Source organism: Bradyrhizobium oligotrophicum (assembly GCF_051168495.1).
In the GTDB taxonomy this organism is placed as follows: Bacteria; Pseudomonadota; Alphaproteobacteria; order Rhizobiales; family Xanthobacteraceae; genus Bradyrhizobium; species Bradyrhizobium oligotrophicum_A.
Window position 1 is genome coordinate 188,000 of sequence record NZ_JBNPVB010000008.1, and the last position, 22,997, is coordinate 210,996.

Here is a 22,997-nt window from a genome sequence, read left to right on the forward strand (position 1 = left end):
ATACGTCCACTCTTCGTTCGGTTGGAAGGCGCACGGCTCAGCATCCGCTGGCACACGCCAGCAGCGCGAAGGTTCGACGATGTAGGAGACACTTGGCCGCAGGGACGCTGCCCAGCGACAGTATCGCTCACCCAGTAGATGAACCACGATCAGGCAAGCCACGCCGCCCAGGCCGCATGGCCAGAATCACATCGCAAATGTCCACGCGAAATCAGCGCTTCGCGGCGCTGTGGACCCCGAGGCGTTCATTCCGACTTCGGCCGTTGCAACGCGATCACCTTTCCAGCCGCCGTCACCGTTTGCCTCGGCGCGGAATCACGCTTCGCGATCTTCTCGACAGCATCGGACAGATAGTCCGGATGATGGTGACCATAGGTATTCAGCAGGACCTCGAGTGACATGCCGAGATAGCCCGCGGCCTGCCATGGGTCCGCACCGCGCTGCATCAGCCAGGTTGCTGCCGTGTGCCTGAGCGTGTGGGGCGATATTCCGGAACCGAGCTCGGCGAGCTTTACAGCGCTCTTGAAGGCGGTTTTGACAGAAGCCACCGGCTTACCATTGAACTCGACGAAATGCTTGGCCTCCGGATCGATCCGGTGCCAGCGGCGCAAGTGAGCAAGGAGGCGCGAAGGAATCGGAACCGTCGGCTGCCGCTTGTTCGTCTTTGCTGTGCCCTGCTTCTGGCGATAGTATCGTCCGCGCTCCAGGTCCACAAAAGAGCGCCCTACCGCCGGCATTGGGGACGCTGACGCGATGGCTCCTGCGCGCGTCCCGCTGTAGATCCCAATCAGAATGAAGCGAGACAGATGTCTCAGCGGACGTTTCGCCGTCGGAGCCTTGACGTCGTCCTCGGGGCGACGCGACGCCTTCTGCCTTTCGCGATAACGCCAGCACGTCCAGATCAGCTTGGCAGCCTCGCTGCGCGTGAGCCACCGGTCTCGGGGCTGCCCCTTCTCGGGCAACGAGACCTTGACGATCTCACGATGAAATCCCTCAGATGCATGATGGCCAATGGCGGCGCGCCGATCCTCCAGATCGCGCCGGGCGCCGCCTCGATTGCAACGCTTCTTCCTGTACGCGCGACATTCCTCGCCGTTGACCTCGCCAAGAGTTTTAGCGCCCCACCAATCGTTCAATCGTTCGATGCGCCTCTTGAACTTCCGGCTCGCGGGCACGGTGTCCTCAGCCTCACCGTCCACCGCGAAGCGATCCCGAAGCTTTTGGAGCTGCGCATCGATGTAGATCGAGAGGACGTCTGCGATCGGGATATCGTCGATATGCCGCACGCGTCGCTTCGGCGTATATTTGGACGCTATGTACTCCTCGAGCTTCTTCTCGGCTGCAGCAACCTCATCCGCAGCGCAGCCTGTGCCGACATCTCGACCGTTGTCTCTGATGATCCAGGTCGCACGATGGGTGATCTTTCCGCGCTTGTCGCGGCGGGCGGCCTTGAGCTGGAGTCGAGCTCCCTTGCTTCGTCGCGGCATAGCTCTCGCATCCGTTCAATGTGAGCCAGCGTCGTAAATTCCTTGCCGGCAATTCTCTCGATGACCAGGCGCTTCCGGTCGCGCTCACGTCGCAAGCCAGCAACGGTCATACCACCCATAGGAAACGCAATCCTCACGGCGTCAGCAAGGCGAAGCGGCGTATCCCGTGTAATGGCGGGCTGCATTTGAGCTGTCATCGATGAATTCACGTCTCTCGACTCTTGTGCGACGTGCGATGATTGAATTAATCATCATCCAACAACAGTCTCTCGCCCACCTGTAGGACGAATGCGTAAGATTGCGTACAATCGCGTAGAATGGGTAGGCGATCAACGAGGAAAAACGGCTTCGCCTGCTCCAAGCGTCCGAAGCTTCTCAGCGATTTCCCAACCGTGCCGATCACTTACGGCGACTGCCACGCAGCAAGTGTCGGAATCTGTTCCGTAGCTCCATCATCGTCAATCGATCGAGCTCACCCTGCTTGTAGCGCTGGCGCAGCTCGTCCCGAGCTTGATCCGGGATCGCGACAATCAACTCCCAACCTTCAGCAGCATCGTCGAAAAGCTCGACAATCCTCGGATCGAGGCAGGCGTCATCCTGGAGCTCGGCCATCTCATCCCGCGCCATGCCGGCGACGTCCGGCGAACCATCGAAAGCGCGTGCTCCCAGCAGATCAGGTCTGTTTTTATATAGTTCTTTATAGGCAGATCCCTCAGGGCCCCGCGGTGAGTCTTTATACGCAGGTCCCTTTTGGACCCGCGGAGCCGCAGGTCCCTTTCGACCCCGCGGACGCGCCGACTTTTCCACAGGCGCCGGCACGTCACGGACGACGCAATCAATCTCACCGAACCGATGTCCGTCGACAATTCGTTGCGCCTCGCGTGTGACGTAGCCGGCGGCGATCAACTCTCGGAAGATGCGCTGCAGCTTCTTGCGGCCGACCAGGAGGGTTCGCCCGATATGATCGAGGCGGACGTGCCACTTGTGAGGACGCGACAAGAGATAGCCGAGGACACCCTTGGCCTCGACAGAGAGGCGGGTATCCGCGAAGACCGCGTTCGGGACGATGGTGAACTGCGCCCTGTGCTCGCGACGGACGATCGTCACTGGCGGGTGACCGTCCAGGTGACCCCATGCAGACCGTTGGGAACTTCAGCCGGCCGACGGCCCAATTGCCCTAGGCGAAAGCGCGCGAGGCTCTCACGAGCATACGCGCGGTTCGGGCGCTTGCAGGACCTCGCGTTCGTCGGAGCGCGCAACTCGCTCTGGCAATGGCTGCACGGCGACATAGATCGATTGTGCCACAGCAACTCCGGGCTCGCATATCGCCGAGTCTTCGCTGTGCTACGCCGCCATGCGATCGACAGGCCGCGGAGGTCTAGGCAACGCGAGAGGCGTCAACCAAGATGAGCGTCGCCAGTGCAAGGCTCGCCGCGGACCACATGCTGTCCCCAAACCGGCCGCCCTGCTCAGCCGACTGTCCTTCACAGAGACCGGCTCCCCTCCTCTTCCAGGCCTTCTCCCATCCGATCAGTGCCGATCGTGATGTGATAGGACAGACTCCAGGCCGCGTTCTGGATCGCTAGAGTTAACAATGCGGGGCTCGCCGCTCTCGGCCGCCTGCGCCGCCTTGACGAGACGCCTGACCTGCCGTGCCGTGCCGGCCAGGGCACGTCCCTGGATCTCGCCGAGTTCTTCGTCAGTCGCCGCAATGACGTCATCGCTGAGCGCCTGGAGCAGGCGCGCGAGTTCGAGACGGGGGTGCCAGCGTGTCATGGCGAGCTCCAATTCCGTTGGTGGCGGAGCAGCGCGCGCCGCATTCGCCGCCGCGCAGTATCGTAATCGATATCCGAGATGCCATACGCCCGGCAGATGTCCCTGGCCGTCAGGCCATTGGCCAGCCCGTCGATGATCTGCAACACGACCGGATCTCCTGCAAACAGCCGGAACACCTCGGCGAGCCCAGCGACCGCCACGGCCACGCGTTCGGGATCGGCCAATTCGTCGACAGGATCGCTCGGGACGCCGTGCTGGCCGGGATCGTCGCGGCTGACCAGCAGCCGCTGCTCGCTCCGAACGCGCCGCCAATAATCGTCGCAGAGGCTGCGCATGACGCCGGACAGGAAAGCCAGGATCGGCACCCCCAACGGCCAGACCCGCGATCCGTCGAGAACGCGGAGGATGGCCTCATGCAGCACGTCGGTCCAGCCGATCCCCCCGGGCAGCCCGCGGCTCCACAATTGCGCCAGAGCCTTCAGCCGCACCAGATCAGTCTCAGACAAGGCCTCGATCGCCGCCGCCGCGTCGGCGACGGTGCGACCGGCGTTCGAGCCAACTCCGGGGGTGCCAATCGATCGTTCCATCACCCCTATTATGCGGCCGAGCAGATCCGTTGCGGACAGCCTCGGGAAAAATTTTGCGCCGTGTCCGCGCGACCGATCCGAGATCCGCATCCTCTCCAAGCTGAGAGGAGAGAACCATGGATCAGATCGCAAATGCACGCCGCTGGTATGCCGAAGACCTACGCTGCAAGACGCCTATTCTGCGCAACCCACACATCGTCGAGGCCTTCGGCGCCGTTCCTCGAGAGGCGTTCATCGGCCCAGGTCCTTGGTGGATCATACCCTACCCCTACCGGGAGCCGTTCATCACCCCGGACGACGATCCGCGTTGGCTCTATCACGACGTCCTGGTCTCGATCGACCCGAGCCGGAAGCTCAACAATGGGATGCCGAGCTTCTGGGCGCGTAATTTCGAGCACCTCGATATCGCCCGAGGTGAACGGGTGCTGCAGATCGGAGCGGGCAGCGGCTACTATTCAGCCGTCCTCGCCGAAATCGTCGGGCCCGCCGGGCGGGTGACGGCGGTCGAAGTCGACCCGGCTCTGGCCGCTCGAGCCCGCACCAATCTGGAGAGGTGGCCGCAGGTCCAGGTGATCTCGGGCGATGGCCGAAATGTCGAGGCTACCGCGAGCGACCATGACGTCGTGATCGTGTTCGCAGGCTGCACTCATCCCGCTCCGCAATGGCTCGACGGCCTCGCCGACAACGGCCGGCTGTTGCTCCCGCTGACCAGCCAGGATTGGTCCGGCTTCCTGCTGCGCGTGGTCCGCCGGGGCGCCTCCTTTGAGGCCTCTTCGATCGGAGGGGTCAGCATCTATCCCTGCACAAGCGGCCGCGATGAGGACGCCAGCCGCAGGCTGAAGAGCGCCCTCGCGAACTCGCCGATGATGAATGTTCCGATCCAAGCACTCCACCGCGGCATTCCATCCTCCTATGAGTCCGAACGGATCTGGTATCAGGCGCCCGGCTTCTGGCTGGAGCGACAAGGGTCCGAGGTCGATGGGACCACACAGCAGGTCTAAGGTGGCAGCAGCGACGCTGCCTGACCAGCGAACCGACGAGTTGGACTCTCCCGCCTGGGCGGAACGCCTCAGCGCCCCCCTGAGGCAGGACGGCCGCGATAGGACGTCATCTTCCGGCGCGGACACCGCGGAGCGGACGCGTCGACACGCGCCGCGTTCGGGTTGATGCAAGCATCGGGCGCAGCTCTGGCAACGTCACGTCGCAAGTGAGCCGCGGACAGCAGCTCCCTTGTCAACCGAGACAAGGACCGTACGGCGCCCTCCCGGCAGCGGACATGGCTCGGCGGAAGATCGTTCATCGAAGGCCGCGGCGCTCGCTACAAACGGTCGATCCAAAGGCGGAATTCGCTTCTTCCTTGATCGGAAGAGACGGATGGCGCTCGGGTGATTGATTTGCCGCGCCTTTTCACGAGAACAGCCAGCCAGCGTCTTCTCTATCGCGACTGAAAATCGAGTCGAACCAACGACATGCACCCGACAGCCATCGGTGCTTTTATCTCGCCATCAGACCCTGCCCTCGTAAGCGTCCGGTCTCTGCACACCTCCCCGTCGCGTGTTGTCGTTCCATTTCGAGTTCTCTGCTGCTGTGGAGAATCTCCGGTGCGATCCAAACATTTCGAGAACAGAGCGCGTCGCGAATGGTGGTCGCCGCACATCGAAGCGTGGCGTCGCAGCGGTCTCGGAATCCGCAAATACTGCCAGCAACAACGTCTGACCGAGAACACTCTGCGGCGTTGGCTGAAGCGGATGGCCGGCAACGAGACTGCGCTTAAGCTGGAAAAATCTAGACGGAATTGCGACGCGAGCGCGCCCGGGGAGAGCGAGAAAAGGCGCTCCGAAAGCAGAAGCAGCGCAGGTTCACGGTCACCTGGGATGTGCGCGATCGGGCATCCCAGGCGTTCTGGGCGATGCATGTCGAGGCGCTGAACTGGAGCGGGATGGAGCTCCGCGCCTACGCCGCGGCGATGCAGCTGTCGCCGCACTCGCTGCGCAAATGGCGTGACAAACTGGACACCGGCGAGATCACGATCAACTCAGGCGCCCCCATCTTCCTCCCTCCGCCCGAGCCACAGTTAGCGCGCCCGCCGCACGATCCGGCCTCCTGTGCGTGTCGCCGCGGGTGCTGGTCGAGCCGCGCCCTCGACGAATTGCCCCGGTTGCGGCATCGGCAAAGTCATCACGTCCAACTCCCGCCGCAGGGTCACCTCGCGCGGCTTCACGGCATCGAGCAGCCATCCCTCATGCCACGTGCCAACGCGCCAGCGCAGTGATTTCTGCGAAGCGGAATCGACGAAGATCCCAAAGCTCTCCTCGTCACCGATCACCGTGCCCACGAGTTTCAGGGTCGGACGTTCCGGCCCCTTCGGTGGGGGCGGAGGCGCGCGCCACGGTGACGGGCGCCACGATCGGCTGCGGCCGGCGGGACGCTGAGAAGAGTGGACGGTCGCGCGTCGCCGACAATGCAGCGAGGGGAACGTCCGACAGAGGGTTTGCGCTGCTCGCCGTCGTCCCTGCGGCAACCGTCCGCGCCAACGTCAGCGCAATGACGAGTGGATCGCCATCACGGCTCGTTGGCGCGGCCGGCTCACGCACGTCGCCTTGATCACCAAAGGCCTGCCCCAGGAAGCTGACAAGCACAAATGCCACGATGAGCGAAACCGCGCGTGAGAGGACCCATGATCGCATCACTTCTGTCCTTGCCAGGGCTCGGAGACGGCGAACAGCGCCGTCACCGCGGCTCCTCTGGTCTTTGTCTGCCTTGCCCGAGATGTCACAAATCTGTAACATGAATCCGTTTCGGAGCCGCCCGCGTCTTGGTCCCCAATGGAGTGAACTCTCATGGAGTCTCATCAGAACCCCGCCGGCGAACGCGAACGCTTCCTCAGGGCATTGCGTGACGAATTGCTCCAATTCGAGCGGCGGGAACTGGAATTCCGCAAGCAGGATCGCAAGCAAAGAGCAGCTGAGATAGGCCTGCCGTTCGCGGACGTCAGCAACATCCGGGCGAGTTGAAGCGCCTTCGAAATCACGAGGAGAACACGCGATCATGTCCATCTGCCGACGTCGTCAGCGTCGGCCAAGGCCGGAAGGAAACACTGCGGTGGGACGAAAGGGCACGACTGAGCGCCCGAAATTGCTCCCATATTGTTGTTGGACGGCCGGCACGTTCACTGTCCCGACCTTGAGATCGGATGATCGTGCATCGATCGGCGCCTGATTGATCGACGGATTGACTGTGTCGACGTTGCGCCGAAGTCTGGCGTTGATGCAGTCCAACGATCCGTCCTGGGCGACGGCATCGTCTGCGCAGCGTCCGCGTTTGTCGCTCCCCGGTTCACCCCGTCCGCCCAGCATGGGAGCCGCCGCCGATTCACCATGCGTCGGCTGGAGGGGGCTAGACGGAGGACGCTCTGGCACGTCCACGATCACGGGCGGAAGCTGTTGCGGCTCGGCAGCGTCGGCCTGCCCCATCAGCAGAAACGACAGCCTCGCAGCTACTGCAAGCGTCGTTGCCGAGGATGAGCATGGGCGTCTCGAGCTTGAAGCCACGGCTCACCTTCCCGCCCTTGCCTGGATGACGAGCGTGCTGAGCCTGGCGTTGAGGGATGCGAGATCAACGCGTGCCCCCGTCATGATACACTTGCGGCAGGCTGCGCCGAAGCGCGCAGCAAGGCTCATGGCAGGGCCGGGAGCGCCGAAGGTCGGCGTCGGGACGTCGCCGGTCACGGCAAAGCCGCGGGCGGCGAGCTTGCTGCGAACCGACAGGCAATAATTGACGGACAGATGCGAGAAGCGCGTCTCGCCGTGCCCGGCGCGGTACTTCATCGTGGCGGTGCAGAGATCACCACCGGCCAGACGCCAGGCCTGTGCCAGATAGCGCACGCCATAGTGGATGTTGGTCTCGGGCAGCGCGAGCTCGGCGGTGCTGCCGTTGAAGCCCAGCATGCGCGCCGTCGACGGTAGGATCTGCATCAGTCCGATCTCGCCGGAGCCGCCGACGGCGTCCGGATTATAGCTGCTCTCGGTTGCCATGACGGCCTCGGCGATCTCGGGCGCGAGCCCCAGTCTCCCGGCCTCCTTGGCGATCAGGTCACGATACGTCCCGATCCGCTCGGCTAATGAGGACTTTGCCTCGACGGCGACGATCGACGATGACACCGGCTTTGCCGGCTGCACCGCGGCTGCAGCCGGAAGGGCGCTTGGTGCCGTCGCCGCAGCCGTCCTGGGATCGACATCCGCACGATGCTCTGCGGCCGGCTCCGCTCGTGCCTGGACGACATGACCTGCAGAGACCAACGCAGTCGTGACGGCGAGCACGATCAGGCCGCGACGCATCATCGGAGACCCATCAGCTGCGGACCACATCGACGCTGACGATGCATGCCCAACCTTCCTATCAGATCGAGTGCACTGTGTTGGCTTCGGTCATGCGGCCGCCGTCGCAGCTGACGCCTGCGGGCCGGATTGAGCGTGCTTCGGACCGGCCAGCGCCGCGAGCTCTTCGCGCAGAAACGTCACGAGCTGCTGCACCAGCTGATCCCAGATCTCGATCTGACCGCGCACATGGGCTGGCGTCACGCCGCCTGCCACCGACATGTCGGACGTCAGCACGAGGAACGGCGCGCTGAAATGCAGCCGTGCGAAGCGGCGAGTCGCGTTCCAGCGATTGACCAGATCCAGCGGCATCTCGCCCTGCACATGCAGCACCGCGATCAGCGCGACATCGACGAACGCCGGCTCTTCGCCCGGCACGGCATTTCCCGGGCGAATGTCGAATGCGATTCCGTTGGTGGCGGAGCGCAGATAGGCAGAGCCGGCGGCGGGATCCATCAGCGTCTCCACCCGGTAGCCGGCGAGCTGAAACAGCTCGCGCAGACGATCGAGAGACAGTTTGTCGATCATGGTCTCGGACATTGGTCGAAAGCTCCGTGAGAACGGGACGTGAGTGGCGGCTTGGCAGGTCCGGCGCGTGCGGGCTATCTCGCCGCCGACACCTGCTCGCTGAGCAGGTTCGACAGCGCCAGCTCGTTGATGACAGGCGGATGCTGCTTGACGATCTCAGCCAGATAGGCGCGGCGCAGAGCTGCCGCACGCTCGCTCCGCATCTGCTGCACCAGGGCGTCACGGACTTCCGGGAGGGTCCTTGTATAAGCGGCCTTGGTATCCACCAGCTTGATGATGTGCCAGCCGTCGTCGAGCCTGACCGGCTCCGTCGCCGCGCCCTTGGCAAGCTCCATCACCGCGGTGCGGATCTCGGGCCGGATCTGGCTTTCGACGATCCAACCGAGATCGCCGCCGTTCTTGACGTCGCTGGTGTCGTTGGCGATGGCCGCGAAATCAGCGCCGGGCGCCTTCAGCCGGCGCTGAACATCGTCAACGGCCTTCTTGGCCTTCTCCTCGGACGCCTTGTCCGCATCCTTCGAGAGCGGCACGAAGACCTGCGCCAGCTGGAATTGGCGCGGCATCAGGAAGGCCGTGCGATTAGCGTCATAGACCTTCTGCAGCTCATCATCGCCCGGAAAGCCGGCCGGTGGCATCGAGACCGACTGAAGATACAGCTCCACCACCGCGCTCTCCCGCACGCGATCGAGCTGCTCGGCGATGGCCGGCTGCTGGTCCCACTTCCTGGCGACGACCTCCTGCAGCACGATGCGGTTGGCAAGCATCATGCGGACGGCCTGGCTGAGCAGATTGGGATCCTGTCCGAACGCGGCCCGCTCGCGCGGCCCCAGCGCTGCGACATAGCTGCGGATCTCATCGGCCGACACGTTGGTGCCGCCGACGCGCGCAATCACCTCGTTGCTGCCACCCTTTCCTTGCGCGACGCTTTGCACCGGGACTGCCGGCACAGGCTGCGTCGCCGCCGCAGCAACCGGGGCTGCGGGCTTGGGCTTTGCGGCCGCAGGCGCCGGGCTGCGCGGCGGCGGCGCCGTCTGAGCAGACACGGCGAGGGGGATGCAGGCCAGCGCCATGGCGAGCGCGGAAGCCTGGAAGGATCGCATGCCGGCTGAGCGGCCGAACGATGACGGGTTCATGGTGCTGCCTTCTGGTCGAGGATCTTGTCCTGGAGGTCTTGGATCGCGTTCTGGATCTCGACGCGGCGCAGACCGAGGACGGGCTCACGCGCGACGATTGTGTCGCCGACGGTGACACTTTGATAACGCTGCAGCAGGTCCTGCCCATGCTTGATCAACTGCGTGTTCTTGGCGACACAGCTATCGGCCGAGGCCTTGTATGTCTTCGCTTCGGCCTCGAACTTCGCACGGGCCGCGTCACGATCGCGGGCGACGCCGGCCGCCTCTTCATAGGCGGCCTTCCATTTCTCCAGCGTCTCGTCGCGCTCCGCAAGGCGGCGGTTGAATTCCTCCGTCGTCTCGCGCTCTCGTTTTTCGATCCTGCGGGTCTCGGCCTTGGCGGCCTCGATCTGTGCCTTGGCGGCGGCCTTGTCCTTCTCGGCGTCGGCGAGCTTGGCCTGCAGCGCGGCGCGCTGGTCCTCCAATTGCCGCGTCTGCAGGGTCGCCGCGCGCAGCGCCTCGCGTAGCTTATCGGCGTCGCTGTCAGCCGCATGAGACGGCCCGATCGGACTGCAAACGGCCGCAGCAATGACGAGCATCAATGATCGCGTGCGCATCGGTCAGAACTTCGCGTTGAGATCGACGAGCACGACGTCGACGGCATAGGGCACGCCGCCAATATTGTTGGCGCTCATCCAGCGCAGCGAGGCCCAGACGTTGTCGCTGATGCCGACATTGCCGCCGATGAAGTAGCCCTTAAGGTTGGTTCCGCCGAGGCCGAAATCGGCGTCGGCGAAGGCGTCCAGGGTGGCGTCGGATTCGAGATATTTGTAGCCGACATGCGCGTTCCAGTCGCCGAAATGCTTGATCTCCTTGTTCCCGACGGTGACCCGGGCCATCCATCCCTTATCACCACCATTGAACGGATAGGCCGTGCCGCCAGAACTCGGACCATAATTGTTGTAGATATAGCCGCCGACGTTTCCAGGCAGGGTGCCAGCCGGTCCACCCACCGCGAGAGCACGGTTGAACGCCGTATTCCAGACGAACTCGCCATCGAGCACGATGTGGTAGGGATGGAAGTCGCCAAAGTCCAACGATGCACCCGCGACGACAGGCCGGAACTTCTGCACGAGCCCGAAATACTGATAGAGGTTGCTCTGCCCGAGATTATTCCAGGACCCAAAACCAAGGTTCCGGAGGCTCATATAGGTGTTGCCCTTTTGCGCGAACAGCGGGCGCGACAGGTCGGACGGACAGCCGTCTGCGCTCGTCTGCGGCGTACAGTCCGATATCTGTCCTTGGACGTTCTCGAAATCGTAATAGGCAGCGGCGACGCGGATCTCACGCACCGGATCGAAGCGATAGGCAAAGCCACCCTGGGCGCCGAACAGCCACTTGTCGTGACTCGCGTATTTGGAAAACCCTATGTTGCCGTTATTGGATGCCGCATTCAGATTGGCATTGTTCATGCCCGCATTGAAGTCCGTGTTGAAGATCGGGAAGGCACCGAGCACACCGAACGGCGTGAACGCTTCCGACACCTGATACTTCGCTTGAACGGCCAAGCCGTCGAAGCCGAGCTCGCGGTACCACATGACGTCGGTCGGCGACCAGAACGGATTGTCGAACCGTCCGATCGACGCAACGAGGTTCTGCTCCGGGGTCTGATACTTCAGGTAGCCGCGGTCGAGCCAAAGTGAATACTTCGAGAAGTTCGAACCACTGCCGCCGAGCGTCTGATTGGTCGAGACCGGGGAATTGCTTTCACCGGTCGCGATCCGCAGGCCCGCCAGGAATCCGTTGGTCAGATCGGCGTCCATCCCGAGCCGAGCCCGGAACCGGACCTGATTGCGGTTTTGGCTGGCATTATAGGTTGGAAAATTCGACGAGCTCGCAATGTCGTACGGAGATCCCGAGTTGATCGCGTTGAAATTGATGGCATTGAACTGATCGTTGCCGGTCGGAAAGAAGCTGCCCTGATAGCGGGCGCGGACATCTCCATAGAAGCGGATCCGCTGCGCCCATTCGGGATATTTGCCGGGCGAGGCCCAGTTCTCCTGCTCCGCCTTGGCCATCACCTCGCGCTTGATGTCCTCGCGCAGCTGCCGCTTGACGATCTCGGGCACATAGGTGACGTGCCGTGTCCCCTTCGGCTCGGCCGCCGCCGCCGCCGCAGTCGCGGCCTTGGCCGCTTCGTCGGCCTTGGTGGATGCGTTCTTCGCTGCCTGACGCGCGATGTAGGCTTCGTCATCGGCCTGCTTGATCAGTCCGGCCGCCTGCTCTTCTGTCAGAACGCCCTGTTTGACGAGCAGGTGAACGAGATTGATCGTCGCATTCGGCGACGCCGGCTTTGCGTCCGACAATTTTGGCCTGGCTGAACCGGCCTTGCTGTCCGGCATGGCGGCTTGACCTGCGGCCTGGCCAAATGCCGGGGCGGCACATCCGGTCGCCGCGATGGAGGCAGCGATCAGGAGCGCACACCGGCGTGCATTTGGAAGAGTCTCGAACATCGTCCCCAGTCCCCTCAGTTCACAGTCCATGACGGAAATCAGCTCGGCCGGCTCGCCGTGACACGCGTCACGATCGGCATCGGCATGTCCTTGGGCGGCGGCTGACGGAGCGTCAGATTGCCCAGGACATCGTCGCGGAGCGCCTGATCAAGCTCGGCATCCCCGGTCGACGACAGCAATTGCACGCGGCTGACACGGCCTGAGCTATCCGCCCAGAGGCTGATCTGCAGGCGGATGACGGCCTTCTTGGTCTTCTCATTGGCGCGCAGCGCCGCCTCGATCTGTTGCTGGATGATCGAGGCGTACCAGCCCCAGCGGCTGCCGCCGCCACCGCCCCCACCATAGGGACTGCCGCCGGGCTTGCCGCCGAGACCGAACAGATCGCCGGGACCCGTCGCCTTGGCATCGAGCGACAGCGGGCCCGGCGGCTGATCGTTCTTGGCATCCTTGATCGGCTTGTCCTGTGGCTTGTCGACCGGTCGCTCCTCCTTGAACTCCGGCTCCGCCATCTTCGGCTGCTCGACCATCTTCTGCTCGAGCGGCGGCGTCACCTTCGGCGGCGGTGGCGGAGGTGGCGGCGGCGGCACCGCGAGCAGGGTGATCTCGTGAACCTGGCGCGGCGGAGGCGGCTGATCGCGTTGTGTCAGCACCCAATAAGCGACGCTGCCCAACGGGATGACGATGCCTGCGATCACGACGATGATGCGCAGCGTCGATCGCAACCGGCTCGACGGCGTGCCTGCTGCTGCGACGTCGGCAGACACCGGGCGGCTGGTCTCGGGCTTGCTCACGATGAGCTCCCGCTCTGGCGCAGGTCGCCGTGCCGCTCGGCCAGGTATTGCAGCACGAATTTCACCAGCATGGCGAAATCGGGGGTTTCGAACGTGATCTTCGAATCCGGCGCGGCGGCAATCTTCAGCAGGAACGTGTCCGGCTGATGCCGGATCTCGACATAAGCGTCGCGGTCGATCGACAGGCGCGGACACGGACCATGTGACATCGTGATCAGGAACGGATCGCTTTCATCCTCCGCGCCGAGATAGAGACCCCGCAGCGTCGGCACGAGACTGGCCAGCAGAGCCTCGCTGCTGGCCGGAAACGGAAGCACCGCCGCGGATGGCTGGCTATCGGCCACTGCCTCCGATCTCCCCTCGGATCGCGTAGACAACGGCATGCCGGTGCGCCGGACGAGCTCACGCATCTGCACGAGCACACCCTCCGGGGAATGCGAGCCAGGCGGTTGGGTGGGAGGCAATTTGCGCATGTGATCAGATCCGCATCGATCACTTCACCAGCGGCTTGGTCGCGAGCCCGACCTGCGTCAGACCGATGCGGCCCAGCAGGTCGAGAACGTCCATCACGCTCTGGTATTGCGCCTGCGCGTCGCCGCGCAGCACCACCGGGAATTCGGGCGTCAGCGCCTTCTGCTGGATCAGGCGCTGCTCCAGCTCCGGCAAGGTCACCGGGATGGTGTCGAGGAAGATCTTGCCGTCATTGGCGACCGTGATCGCCTTCGTCGTCTGCGTGGCGAGGCTCGGCGCGGCCGAGGCCTTCGGCAGGTTGACCTTCTGTCCCTGCACGGTGGCCGTCGTCATGATGATGAAGATGACCAGCAGCACATAAGCGAGATCCAACATCGGCGTGATGTTGATGTCGTCATAGGGCTTGGAGTCGGCATTGACCTGCATGACGGCTACTCCGCCGCCATGCGACGATCGGGCTCCTCCGCGGAATAGAGCTCCGCGAGCCGCGTCACCAATTCGTCGACGAAGACCTGGATGTCGCCGGTGAGATCCTTGATCCGCGAGATCAGATAGTTGTAGCCGAACAGCGCCGGGATCGCGACGCCGAGGCCGGCCACGGTCGCAACCAGCGCCGCCGCGATGCCTGGTGCGATCGCATTGACGTTGACGTCGCCGCTCGCCGCGATGGCCGCGAAGGTGATCATCACGCCGACGACGGTGCCGAGCAGCCCGAGGAACGGCCCGCCGGAAATCGCGATGGTCAGGATCACCATCAGCCTGTTCAGGCGCTGGATCTCCCTGACGACGCCGCCGTCGAGGGCCGCGCGGATCGCTGCGATCGACGTGGCGGAAAGATAGGGCAAGGCGCTTCGTGCCGAACGGCGCTGAATCTCATCGGCCGCAATACGGTAGATCCGATACAGCGAGGACGAGCGCATGACGATCGCATCACGCTTGCCGATGCCGCCCGACAGCGACGCCACCGCCTCCGCGTTGCCGCTGGAGAAGACCGCGAGATCGAAGTTCGGGTCACGATACACACGCAGGAAGCGCGCATTGGCCTTGGCTTGCCGGCGAAGATAGGAGGCGCGGTCGAACATCACCATCCAGCTCACCACCGCCATCACCAGCAGCACGCCGATCACCACCCAGCCGTCGAGCGTGACCGATTTCAGGATCACTGCGAAATAGCCCGACAGCCAGCTCGCCGTTTCCTCGTCCACGCTGAAGGCGATCAGCTTGCCTTGGTCGAGCCCCTGGCCGATCGCCGCAATGCGGATGAAGCCTGGCGGTCGCGCAACCTTGCTGATCTGGAGCTCGTCGATGTCGCCGACGAAGCCCGTCGCCGTCGCGCCTGCTACCGCGGCGTCGTTGGCGGGAGACGGCGCGGCAGCCGCATCGCCGGCCGCCGAAGAGGCCGGCTGCGCCGGAGCTGGACTCGCGCCGGCGTCGGAGCCACCGATCTGCGCCGTCGTATCGAGGGCCGGCAGACCGGCGTCGAGAACGGCATAGGGATTGCCGTCGAGATAGAGCGTGGTCTTTCCGGATGCCGCGACGACCGCCAGATGATGCCAGCTCGCAGCAGTGATCGGCGCTGACGCCGCGCTGCGCTGCGATCCGCCGGCAGCCGAAACCTCCACGAACGGCACACCATTGTCGAGGCCGACGAGGATGCCGTCGCCGCCGTTGCGGCGACTGTACAGGACGGCGTTCGGTTGCAGCGCGGCCGGCTTGAGCCACAGCGACAACGTCCAGCCGGCGTCGGCAACCGTTGCCAGCGATGACGCCGACGGCAGCACCAGAGGCGCGCGTCCGTCGAGGCGCAGGCCGGTGCCGATCAGCGCGCCCTCGGCGGGCTGTCCGACGCTTTGCGCATTGTTGCCCCAGACCGTGGAATCCAGCGACGGCGTGCCACGTTCGTTGAAATGATACACGACCGCGAAATCGGGATCGTAGCTGCCCTTGGCATCCGCGGTCGGTACGGCTTTCTTGTTGCCGTAATAGAGCCAGATCTCGGTCTTGGCGCCGGAGGCGAGGCTCGGCACCGACACCCAGACCAGCGCCTCGCCGAGCAGCGCGTCGTATTTTTCGATGTGATGCTTCAGCGGCGTCTTGTCGTCGCCGGCGACGAAGCGCAGGTCGCTGCCATCCTCCTTGGTTGCACTGAACCGGAAATTGCCGGGGTGCAGCCGGACCAGCACGGGGATGGTGCCGATCGGATCGGTGATGTTGGCGCCGGACGCGCTGGCATCGATGCTGATCTTCTTGCGCAGCTGCCACTCGTCGTTCCACCAAGCGCTGGCCGGAGACGACAGGATCGCCAGCGCGGCGATGGCGCCGAACAGTCGCGCGGCAAGCTTCACGACAGCGCGCGAGCTGCCCGCATCCCGGTTCTTGTGTCCCGTCATCATCAGAATTCGCCCCAGAGCCGGACATTGAGGCGCGGATGCCCCGCGCTCGTATAGGTTTCGTTGGTCATCGGCACCGACAGCGCAAACAGCCCGTTGAACGCGCTGAACATCCTGAAGCGGGCGCCGATCCCATAGCTCCAGAGATTTGACTGCGATGTCTGGTCGGGCAGCGCGCGCTGCACGTGCACGAGACCGGCATCTGCGAACAGGAACAGCCGTGTCTCGTTGAAGGTCGTGAAACGCGGCGCGCCTCGCCCGGTCTCATCCTTCATCTGCTTCTGCAGCATGGCGCCGATATCGGGGCTGCGCAGCTCGAAGCTGCCGGCGACGCCGTCGTCGCCGAGAGTCTCCGATTCCAGATAGCCGCGCACCGTGTCGAGACCGCCGGCGCTGAACTGCTCGCTGGAGACCAGCGGGCCATCCGCCTTCTGCGCCTGCAGCCGGCCCCACAGCTGATAGCCTTCGGGCAGCTCCTGCGTATGCGTGAGGTCGACGTTGACATGCGTAAAGCTGGCTGACGCGGAGAAGCGTTTGTTCTCGAACGCCTGATGATCGCTCGACAGCGGGCGCAGATTCGACGTCAGCGACGCATTGAACTGCGTCATGAAGGTCTCGCCCTGGAACGTTCCCGTATAGCTCGCAACCGCAGGAAAATACGTTACGGGAGACGTAAACCCGCTGCCGTTCAGCGAGACAAGCTGGAAGAAGTGCTTGTAGTCCACACCGGCCGACAGCGTCTGCGTGAAGCCGTCGCGTCCAGGCAGCGTCATGACCGCACGGGTGCCGACGATCTGGCCGGGGCCGACGATGTTGGTGCCGCCGACGGTCGCCACATCGCTGTCCGACTTGACGGCATAGGCGAGCACGGCGAGCCAATCGACGGGCAAGCGGGCGAGGTAGGACACCGACACGACCTCGGCATCGCTGCGCCGCTGCGGCGCCACCTGATAGCTGAGTGTCAGCGAGTGTCCGAGTTGCCAGAGATTGTCGTAGCGAACGGTGCCGATCGCCCTGGTCGCGGTGGTACCACCCGAGCGCCGATTGTTGACCTCGAGACTGCCGTGGAAGGGCGCCTTGTCCTCGACGTTGAGATCGACGTCGACCGTTCCCGGCGTCACGCCCGCCCGCAGCGCCGGCGTGACCCGCCGGTCCGGCCATTGATTCAGGCCGTAGATGTCCTTGGTGAGATCGTTGAAGTTGGGCACCGAGCCCTCCTTCAGCGAGGGCGCCCCTTCCTTGATCTTGTCCGTATCGAAATAGCGCGAATTCCTGACGCGAAGGCGGCCGACCTTCAGCTCTCTCACGTTGAGCACGACCACCTTGTTGGTCGGATTCTGCGGCGGCACCTCGACCGAGACGGTCTGAAATCCCTTGTCGTGATAGGCCTTCTCCAGCGCAGCGCGCGCCTTCTCGACGTCATCGGCGGTCTTGTTCGGACCGAGGAAAGGGTAGATTGCCTCTTCGAGGTCGACCTGCGCGAGCTTCTCCGCTCCCCGAATGGCGAAATCATCGATATCGAAGCGCAATGCGGGGCCGGCAGCAGGCTTGGCCGGAGCGGCGCCCGCAGCGGCTTGCGACGCTCCCGCCGCCTGGGCTCGCACCGGCGCGAGGCAATTGCCGATCAGGACAGCAGCCACCAGCAGCATGACTTCCGCGCCGAACGAATTCGGCCGCGCGGAGCATGGCCCGCCCCTCTCCTCTTCCATTCTGACCCGCACCGACGTCCGCTCACCATCCGACACGCACATGACGTCGCGGCAGGAAGCCGCGACCATGGTGCCTCGGTCGGAAAGACGATCGAACCCGCGCGGGACTGAATCATTTTTTAAGGTTTGCTTCGACCAAGCGGAACGATTCGCCGGTCGTGCGTCGGCGTTCGTACAACGGCCGGATAGGGGCAGTTATCCACGGCCGCGGTCATCCGCCTGCCCTACGCGATACGCCCTGCGGATTTCGTGGACTCGCGAAGACGCAATCTTCATCCAGCGACACGCGTCAGCTCAGCAGGACGAGCCCGCCGGGCAGAGGCCGCGCCTTGGCGCCGAACAGACTCTCGGCCTGACTGATGAAGTCATCCAGGCGATCAAGACGGAACGTTCCCGAGATCATGCGCCGTCCGAGCTGCTCGTCCATCACCACGATCTTGCCCGGGCGATAGCGGTTGATCTCGGCAACCAGGCGATTCACCGGCCAGTCACGGACGATCAGCAGACCGTTCTGCCAGGCCTTGACCGCGTCGACGTCCAGCCGGGAGGTCGACCCCAATCCTTGATCGACCGAGTATGAGACCTGCTGGGCTTTGACGATCTTGGCCCCTCGCCCACCACAGGCGACATCGACGCTGCCGTCGAGGCAAGAGACGGTCACCACACCGCCCAGGCACTTCATATTGAAATCGGCATGCAATGCCGTGACGCGCCCGCCCGCCGCATCGATGATTACAGGATCCTGCGCTGTCGGCGCGCACTGCACGGCGGCCTCTCCCGAGAGCAGTTCGAACCGTCGCGGTCCGTCGGCCGTCCGCAACGCGATGCTGGTCTGGGTGTTCAGCACGATCGAGGCGTCGCTAGCCAGCGCAACGCTGCGCCGCTCGCCCTTGGCGGTCCGCATGTCCGCCGACAGTTCCTGCAGGGACGGCCAGAGCTCCAAGGGCGGCCGCACCACCAGATATCCGGCAGCCAAGGAGGCTGCGGTCGCCATGGCGCCTCCGATCAGCGCGCGGCGACCGATCGCGGCACGTGACGGGGGCGCGCGCCGAACATCGGCATGGGCAAAAGCCGGGTCGGCAGCGAGCTTGCGGGTCGCATCACCGAACCGGCGCCACAGCGTGACGGCCTCGCGAAATGCAGCTTCATGCTCCGGGCTTCGTTCTCGCCACAACCTCAAGGCGGCGGCGTCATCCGAGTTCGCCTCCCCGGAATGCAGACGGATCACCCATGCCAGGCCCTGACGCAGGGTCTGATCCATTTCCGTGCTGTCGTCGTCGCCTGCGATCAAGATCAGGTCGCTCGCTTGTTTCGGTAGCCGGAGAGCGGCTCCCTCATGGCGACGCCCCGCGGTCATTCGATAGACGACCGGCATCGCGCCGGACCGAAATGGAAAATCGAATAATTTGCACGGTGAATTCCGAGATGGACGGCGGCTCGAGTTGCATCTCAGCCGCGTTGGGTCGTTGCATAGCGCATCTGCCCGGAATGCGGCAAGGCTGCCTCTGGCTGGAGACGCGCGTTGTCAGCCCGGCTCGTTGGATCGTGACGACGCACGAGGACCAAATCGACGCACGACCTTGCGTCCGAGCCGCCGGCTGAGATGCTCCATCGCATGCTGCAGATCGAATTCGACCGTCCGCACATTGACGCCGAAGCGCACGGCGATCTCACGATGCGGGACGAGCTCGATGTGCGCGCAGATGAAGACCTCGCGCTTTCGCTGCGGCAGTTCCGCCAGCGCTTTCTCAAACTGCTCGAATTCGAGGCGCGACTCGAACGCGGCGGCAGGCCCCGGACGGTCGTCCGGCAAAGCCATGATCGCTTCGATTTCCGAAGCATTCAGCAGGCGGCGCTCGCCCTTGCGATGGTCCTTTGCCAAATTGAGCGCCATCCGAAACAGATAGTCGACTGGACTGCGCAGCGGGACAGCGTCCGACACCCGGTCCGCCCGTACGAACGCCTCATGGAGCGCCTCGCGGGCGACGTCCGGTGAGCCGAGGCAACGCGTCAGGCGCCGGGCCAAACTCTCGTAATCAGCCGCAAGCACGTCGCGCAGCGATTTGCTGTTCGAGTAAGACACAACGCCGCCCCGTCACATCAGCCGTTTTTCCGGCCGATTTCAGCCCCACCAATGTACCTACCGAGGGAGAATGACAGGCACGTGACGACCTGAGATGGCGCGACCGTTGCTCGGCTACTGTGGCAGGTCGAACGCGATCGTGTAGTCGAGATTGAGCTGTCCGGGCAACTCGACGGGAATGCTCGGCAACGGCTGAGCCCTCTTCACCATGTCGACGGCGGCAGCATCCAGCAACGCGAACCCTGAGCTCAAGGCGACACGGACATTCGTGACCGCGCCATTGCGCTGCAGAGTGAGGACGAGGCCGACGGTGCCCTGGATGCGCTCGCGCTCAGCGCGCTCCGGATAGTATTGAAATCTCGCAATGTGGGACTTCACCGTCCGGACGAACGTCATAGTCTTTTGATCGGGGGTCGCGAGAGCGAAAGCCAGATGCGAACCGGGTATCGGCGCGTCCCATGCAGGCGAGCGCGGCACATCCGCTGTAACGGACGACGACGTTGGCTCCGACAATGGAGCGTTGCCGGGAGCCTCATCGACTGGCGAAGCGGATACCGGGGACTCGGACCTCGAAGCGCTCGTCAAAGCCAGCTTAGACCCGGTAGCCACAACATCCCGATGCGGTGTCTCGGCGGTCTGCGCCGCGACGAGACGGATCTGCATCACATTGTCGCCGGGACCGAGATCATTGCCAACCGGGGTGTGACGCAACCAATAGACACCAAACGCCAAGAGAGCCGGAACGGTCATTGCAACGGCTGCGAGCGAACGCAGCCCGAGCGCCGGGGCTGCCGCATGCCAATCCTGCAACGGCATATCGTCCATCTGCCCGGATCGCCACGAGTCCTGTCCCATCGAATACAACCCATCCAATCGCTCAGACGGACATCATGAATTCAGCGGCCGAAACGCATTGAGCTCAATCCGATCATTCACCGCCAGCCTCGTCGGAATGAGCAAGGTGGTATCTCGTTATTCGATGCTTGTCGAGGTGCGAATGCAGGGGTCTTAGGCTTTCCATAGAAAATGATCTCCCATGACATGACGTCGGCGCAATCGATCGAAAACGAGAGGCCGGGCGCGATCAGTGCGCCCGGCCTCGAGAGAAGATTCAGCGTTCAACGTGCGATAGGCGGCTCAATCACCGCTTACTGCGCACCCGCGCCGACGGCCACCGAGCTACAGCCATCGACCTGGGTCGAGCTGCCGGAGATCGCGACGCCGCTGCCGGCCGTCAGATAGGACGCGTTGATCGCCGTGGCGAAGTTTCCGTTCAGCGCGTTGAACCCGTTGTTCTGAAGCACGTTCGCCGCATCCTGGCTCGCATAGAACCACGACAGGAAGTTGGTGATGTCGGTCACGCGGGTCGGGGCCGACGACGTGTTGTAGCAGCTATAGAGATAGGCGAAGGTCGTGCCCGTGACCGGATAGGCGCCTGCCGTGATCGGCAGACCGAGCTGCGACTTGCCGTCAACCGTGACGCCGCCAAACTGGCCCACGCCCGCATAGGTCTGATTGTAGAGGTTCCAGGCCTGATAGTTGGTCGTGGTCGGCACCGTCACGCTCTGGAACGCGAGATCGGCCGACGCCGGGGTCGGAGCAATGAAGCTCTCCTGATCCGGGTGATAGATGCCGCGGCTGCGCTGCTCGTCGTTCTGGATGCTGGCCGAGACCGGAGCACCATCGGCCGGATTGTACGGCTTGGCGAAGTCGTTGCTGACATAGCCGATGCGGCCGCCCAGGTAGTTGCCGTTGGCATCCTGCGCATTGCTGTTGACGGTGGTGGCGACATCGCCGGTGCCGTTGCCGGCGAGCCAGCCGCCCGTACCGGTCGAAACGTCGACGCTCTTCACGGCCTTGATGTTGGCGATCAGGTTGGCGAACGTCGTCGACGGCAGATTGGCGGCCGAAGCGTTGGTCTTGGCGGCGACGGTCGTGGTCGTGGTGGTGCCCGACACTTGGTTGTTGAGCGTCACCGCGGTGTTCGGGAAGGTGACACCGACGCCGGTGAAAATCTTCGCGTAGTTGTGCGAACCGTCCACGTCGAGCTGCGGGCAGCTGTTGGCCAGGAAGTTCGTCAGAATATAGCTGGTTCCGGAGCCGTCGGAGCGGAACGCGACCTGGATCGGCAGCGAGTTCGACACATAGGCCTGGGCGGCGGCACCGTTACCGGTGTTGTCGTCCATGAAGGTCTGCACGCGAGCTTGGCCGGCATTGTCGAGCGCGGCGATCGCAGCGGTCGAGCTCCAGTCGCGGACCTCGCCTGAGAAGATGGCGCAGAGCTGAGCGGTCGAGAGCTGGATCGCCGAGCCCGGCGCGCCCGTCTCACCGGCCGAGTTGACGGTCCAGATCGCCACCGGCGTGTTGCTGGTGTTGACGACGATGGCGACCGGCGCCTCGATTAGAGGCAGCTGGATCGCCGGGCCGAACGCAGCAAGGTTGTAGGCGGTCGCCGAGGTCGCATTGCTGGCGGCGATCGCGTTCCGATCCTGCCAGTTGCTGGCCGGAATGAAGTTGGTCAGCGCGGTCGCGGTCAGCGTGTTCGGAAGCGGCGAGTCACCGGCACCGAAGTCGACGCGTGCGTAGGGATAGGTCGCGAACGCCGGAACGCTGCCCTCGAGAAAGACCGGCGGAACGGCCGGCAGCGACAGCGATGGCGCGCTGCCGCGTAGCAGTTGCTTGGGATCGTTGGTGATGAAGGCGCGCTGGCCGGCATCGGAGCCGACAGCCGCATAGAGGCCGACCATTCCGAGCGCGCCGACCTGACCGCAAATGGCACCGTCCCAGGACTCGGGCAGCAGGCCGGGCGTGGGAAGCGTCGCATCGAAGCTGGAGGAGAAGCTGTAGCCGTCGTTTGTCAGGGTCTGGGCGTTGTAGCAGTCCATGACCTGGCGCATGACGAGCGACACCTGCGTGCTGCCGCCGCCATATATTGCGGTCTGGGCGACGGCCGGCTGAGTTTCAGCGCCGAAGAGCGCGATAGCAGAGAGCGCAAGAAGTGAAACGCTGCCGCGCATGCGGCCGATCGAGGAACGAATCATCGAAATCTCCGTGAGGCTGCAGTCGGACTTCGAACTATCCGATGCAATTTCTGGCTGGCATGGGAGAGACAATCGCCTAGGGGCCGCGGCGAATCTCTTTCTTTGAAAAAATCACGTGCCGTTATTCGACGAT

General features: G+C 63.9%; 22 protein-coding genes and 1 pseudogene. 3 read left to right on the plus strand and 20 right to left on the minus strand.

The window, feature by feature from the left end; genetic code table 11:
• Positions 1 to 245: 245 nt before the first annotated feature.
• The 4 genes from ACQR1B_RS17635 to ACQR1B_RS17650 form a co-directional block, all read right to left on the minus strand.
• Positions 246 to 1,487: a tyrosine-type recombinase/integrase gene (locus ACQR1B_RS17635; protein ID WP_434834467.1), complete on the minus strand. Its 1,242-nt coding sequence runs from the start codon at positions 1,485 to 1,487 to the stop codon at positions 246 to 248.
• A gap of 399 nt (positions 1,488 to 1,886) precedes the next feature.
• Positions 1,887 to 2,594: a hypothetical protein gene (locus tag ACQR1B_RS17640; protein ID WP_434834466.1), complete on the minus strand. Its 708-nt coding sequence runs from the start codon at positions 2,592 to 2,594 to the stop codon at positions 1,887 to 1,889.
• A 423-nt stretch (positions 2,595 to 3,017) separates the two neighbouring features.
• Positions 3,018 to 3,263, minus strand: a complete 246-nt coding sequence (locus tag ACQR1B_RS17645; RefSeq protein ID WP_434834465.1) for a hypothetical protein — start codon at positions 3,261 to 3,263, stop codon at positions 3,018 to 3,020.
• Entirely contained in the window at positions 3,260 to 3,940 is a 681-nt protein-coding gene (locus ACQR1B_RS17650) for an RNA polymerase sigma factor (protein WP_434834464.1), read from the minus strand. The genes ACQR1B_RS17645 and ACQR1B_RS17650 overlap by 4 nt, the downstream gene beginning before the upstream one ends.
• A gap of 26 nt (positions 3,941 to 3,966) precedes the next feature.
• On the opposite strand from ACQR1B_RS17650, the gene ACQR1B_RS17655 reads away from it, so the two are divergent.
• The 3 genes and pseudogenes from ACQR1B_RS17655 to ACQR1B_RS17665 form a co-directional block, all read left to right on the plus strand.
• Entirely contained in the window at positions 3,967 to 4,851 is an 885-nt protein-coding gene (locus ACQR1B_RS17655; RefSeq protein ID WP_434834463.1) for a protein-L-isoaspartate O-methyltransferase family protein, read from the plus strand.
• Positions 4,852 to 5,319: 468 nt separating this feature from the next.
• Positions 5,320 to 5,778, plus strand: a complete 459-nt coding sequence (gene tnpA / locus ACQR1B_RS17660) for an IS66 family insertion sequence element accessory protein TnpA (RefSeq protein ID WP_434834462.1) — start codon at positions 5,320 to 5,322, stop codon at positions 5,776 to 5,778.
• A gap of 11 nt (positions 5,779 to 5,789) precedes the next feature.
• Positions 5,790 to 5,843: pseudogene (locus ACQR1B_RS17665) on the plus strand (hypothetical protein); the annotation flags it as partial.
• 81 nt (positions 5,844 to 5,924) lie between these two features.
• Here ACQR1B_RS17665 and ACQR1B_RS17670 read toward each other — a convergent pair.
• From ACQR1B_RS17670 to ACQR1B_RS17745, 16 genes are all read right to left on the minus strand, one after another.
• Complete coding sequence (locus ACQR1B_RS17670; protein WP_434834631.1) at positions 5,925 to 6,185, minus strand: hypothetical protein; 261 nt, start codon at positions 6,183 to 6,185, stop codon at positions 5,925 to 5,927.
• A complete protein-coding gene (locus tag ACQR1B_RS17675) occupies positions 6,166 to 6,906 on the minus strand; it encodes a hypothetical protein (protein WP_434834461.1) in 741 nt (246 codons plus the stop codon). Before ACQR1B_RS17675 ends, ACQR1B_RS17670 begins: the two co-directional genes overlap by 20 nt.
• A gap of 498 nt (positions 6,907 to 7,404) precedes the next feature.
• Positions 7,405 to 8,190 carry a lytic transglycosylase domain-containing protein gene (locus ACQR1B_RS17680; RefSeq protein ID WP_434834460.1) on the minus strand — a complete coding sequence of 262 codons (786 nt, stop codon included), beginning with the start codon at positions 8,188 to 8,190 and terminating at the stop codon, positions 7,405 to 7,407.
• A gap of 87 nt (positions 8,191 to 8,277) precedes the next feature.
• Positions 8,278 to 8,766: a YbjN domain-containing protein gene (locus ACQR1B_RS17685; protein WP_434834459.1), complete on the minus strand. Its 489-nt coding sequence runs from the start codon at positions 8,764 to 8,766 to the stop codon at positions 8,278 to 8,280.
• Positions 8,767 to 8,828: 62 nt separating this feature from the next.
• On the minus strand, positions 8,829 to 9,887 hold the full coding sequence (locus tag ACQR1B_RS17690; protein WP_434834458.1) for a peptidylprolyl isomerase: 1,059 nt from the start codon (positions 9,885 to 9,887) through the stop codon (positions 8,829 to 8,831).
• Entirely contained in the window at positions 9,884 to 10,465 is a 582-nt protein-coding gene (locus tag ACQR1B_RS17695; protein ID WP_434834457.1) for a hypothetical protein, read from the minus strand. The genes ACQR1B_RS17690 and ACQR1B_RS17695 overlap by 4 nt, the downstream gene beginning before the upstream one ends.
• Positions 10,466 to 10,486: 21 nt before the next feature.
• A complete protein-coding gene (locus tag ACQR1B_RS17700) occupies positions 10,487 to 12,379 on the minus strand; it encodes a putative porin (protein WP_434834456.1) in 1,893 nt (630 codons plus the stop codon).
• A 38-nt stretch (positions 12,380 to 12,417) separates the two neighbouring features.
• On the minus strand, positions 12,418 to 13,074 hold the full coding sequence (locus ACQR1B_RS17705) for a TonB C-terminal domain-containing protein (protein WP_434834622.1): 657 nt from the start codon (positions 13,072 to 13,074) through the stop codon (positions 12,418 to 12,420).
• A 92-nt stretch (positions 13,075 to 13,166) separates the two neighbouring features.
• Positions 13,167 to 13,514 (minus strand): hypothetical protein, encoded by a 348-nt coding sequence (locus tag ACQR1B_RS17710; protein ID WP_434834455.1) that lies wholly within the window; start codon positions 13,512 to 13,514, stop codon positions 13,167 to 13,169.
• A gap of 148 nt (positions 13,515 to 13,662) precedes the next feature.
• Positions 13,663 to 14,067, minus strand: a complete 405-nt coding sequence (locus ACQR1B_RS17715; RefSeq protein ID WP_434834454.1) for an ExbD/TolR family protein — start codon at positions 14,065 to 14,067, stop codon at positions 13,663 to 13,665.
• A gap of 5 nt (positions 14,068 to 14,072) precedes the next feature.
• Complete coding sequence (locus ACQR1B_RS17720; RefSeq protein ID WP_434834453.1) at positions 14,073 to 16,034, minus strand: DUF2341 domain-containing protein; 1,962 nt, start codon at positions 16,032 to 16,034, stop codon at positions 14,073 to 14,075.
• Positions 16,034 to 17,680, minus strand: a complete 1,647-nt coding sequence (locus tag ACQR1B_RS17725) for a ShlB/FhaC/HecB family hemolysin secretion/activation protein (RefSeq protein WP_434834621.1) — start codon at positions 17,678 to 17,680, stop codon at positions 16,034 to 16,036. The genes ACQR1B_RS17720 and ACQR1B_RS17725 overlap by 1 nt, the downstream gene beginning before the upstream one ends.
• Positions 17,681 to 18,029: 349 nt before the next feature.
• Entirely contained in the window at positions 18,030 to 19,115 is a 1,086-nt protein-coding gene (locus tag ACQR1B_RS17730; RefSeq protein WP_434834452.1) for a FecR family protein, read from the minus strand.
• 150 nt (positions 19,116 to 19,265) lie between these two features.
• A complete protein-coding gene (locus tag ACQR1B_RS17735) occupies positions 19,266 to 19,823 on the minus strand; it encodes an RNA polymerase sigma factor (protein WP_434875131.1) in 558 nt (185 codons plus the stop codon).
• Between the two features lie 114 nt (positions 19,824 to 19,937).
• Positions 19,938 to 20,648: an energy transducer TonB gene (locus ACQR1B_RS17740; protein ID WP_434834451.1), complete on the minus strand. Its 711-nt coding sequence runs from the start codon at positions 20,646 to 20,648 to the stop codon at positions 19,938 to 19,940.
• Positions 20,649 to 20,971: 323 nt separating this feature from the next.
• Complete coding sequence (locus ACQR1B_RS17745; protein WP_434871356.1) at positions 20,972 to 22,864, minus strand: substrate-binding domain-containing protein; 1,893 nt, start codon at positions 22,862 to 22,864, stop codon at positions 20,972 to 20,974.
• Positions 22,865 to 22,997: the final 133 nt, after the last annotated feature.

What these genes read in the sequence shown, in the direction of transcription:
- ACQR1B_RS17635 (WP_434834467.1), bottom strand. Translation starts at nt 1,487, where the DNA reads ATGCCGCGACGAAGCAAGGGAGCTCGACTCCAGCTCAAGGCCGCCCGC.
- ACQR1B_RS17645 (WP_434834465.1), bottom strand. Translation starts at nt 3,263, where the DNA reads ATGACACGCTGGCACCCCCGTCTCGAACTCGCGCGCCTGCTCCAGGCG.
- ACQR1B_RS17650 (WP_434834464.1), bottom strand. Translation starts at nt 3,940, where the DNA reads ATGCGGATCTCGGATCGGTCGCGCGGACACGGCGCAAAATTTTTCCCG.
- ACQR1B_RS17655 (WP_434834463.1), top strand. Translation starts at nt 3,967, where the DNA reads ATGGATCAGATCGCAAATGCACGCCGCTGGTATGCCGAAGACCTACGC.
- tnpA (WP_434834462.1), top strand. Translation starts at nt 5,320, where the DNA reads ATGCACCCGACAGCCATCGGTGCTTTTATCTCGCCATCAGACCCTGCC.
- ACQR1B_RS17675 (WP_434834461.1), bottom strand. Translation starts at nt 6,906, where the DNA reads ATGGACATGATCGCGTGTTCTCCTCGTGATTTCGAAGGCGCTTCAACT.
- ACQR1B_RS17680 (WP_434834460.1), bottom strand. Translation starts at nt 8,190, where the DNA reads ATGATGCGTCGCGGCCTGATCGTGCTCGCCGTCACGACTGCGTTGGTC.
- ACQR1B_RS17685 (WP_434834459.1), bottom strand. Translation starts at nt 8,766, where the DNA reads ATGTCCGAGACCATGATCGACAAACTGTCTCTCGATCGTCTGCGCGAG.
- ACQR1B_RS17690 (WP_434834458.1), bottom strand. Translation starts at nt 9,887, where the DNA reads ATGAACCCGTCATCGTTCGGCCGCTCAGCCGGCATGCGATCCTTCCAG.
- ACQR1B_RS17695 (WP_434834457.1), bottom strand. Translation starts at nt 10,465, where the DNA reads ATGCTCGTCATTGCTGCGGCCGTTTGCAGTCCGATCGGGCCGTCTCAT.
- ACQR1B_RS17700 (WP_434834456.1), bottom strand. Translation starts at nt 12,379, where the DNA reads ATGTTCGAGACTCTTCCAAATGCACGCCGGTGTGCGCTCCTGATCGCT.
- ACQR1B_RS17715 (WP_434834454.1), bottom strand. Translation starts at nt 14,067, where the DNA reads ATGCAGGTCAATGCCGACTCCAAGCCCTATGACGACATCAACATCACG.
- ACQR1B_RS17720 (WP_434834453.1), bottom strand. Translation starts at nt 16,034, where the DNA reads ATGATGACGGGACACAAGAACCGGGATGCGGGCAGCTCGCGCGCTGTC.
- ACQR1B_RS17725 (WP_434834621.1), bottom strand. Translation starts at nt 17,680, where the DNA reads ATGCTGCTGGTGGCTGCTGTCCTGATCGGCAATTGCCTCGCGCCGGTG.
- ACQR1B_RS17730 (WP_434834452.1), bottom strand. Translation starts at nt 19,115, where the DNA reads ATGCCGGTCGTCTATCGAATGACCGCGGGGCGTCGCCATGAGGGAGCC.
- ACQR1B_RS17740 (WP_434834451.1), bottom strand. Translation starts at nt 20,648, where the DNA reads ATGGACGATATGCCGTTGCAGGATTGGCATGCGGCAGCCCCGGCGCTC.
- ACQR1B_RS17745 (WP_434871356.1), bottom strand. Translation starts at nt 22,864, where the DNA reads ATGATTCGTTCCTCGATCGGCCGCATGCGCGGCAGCGTTTCACTTCTT.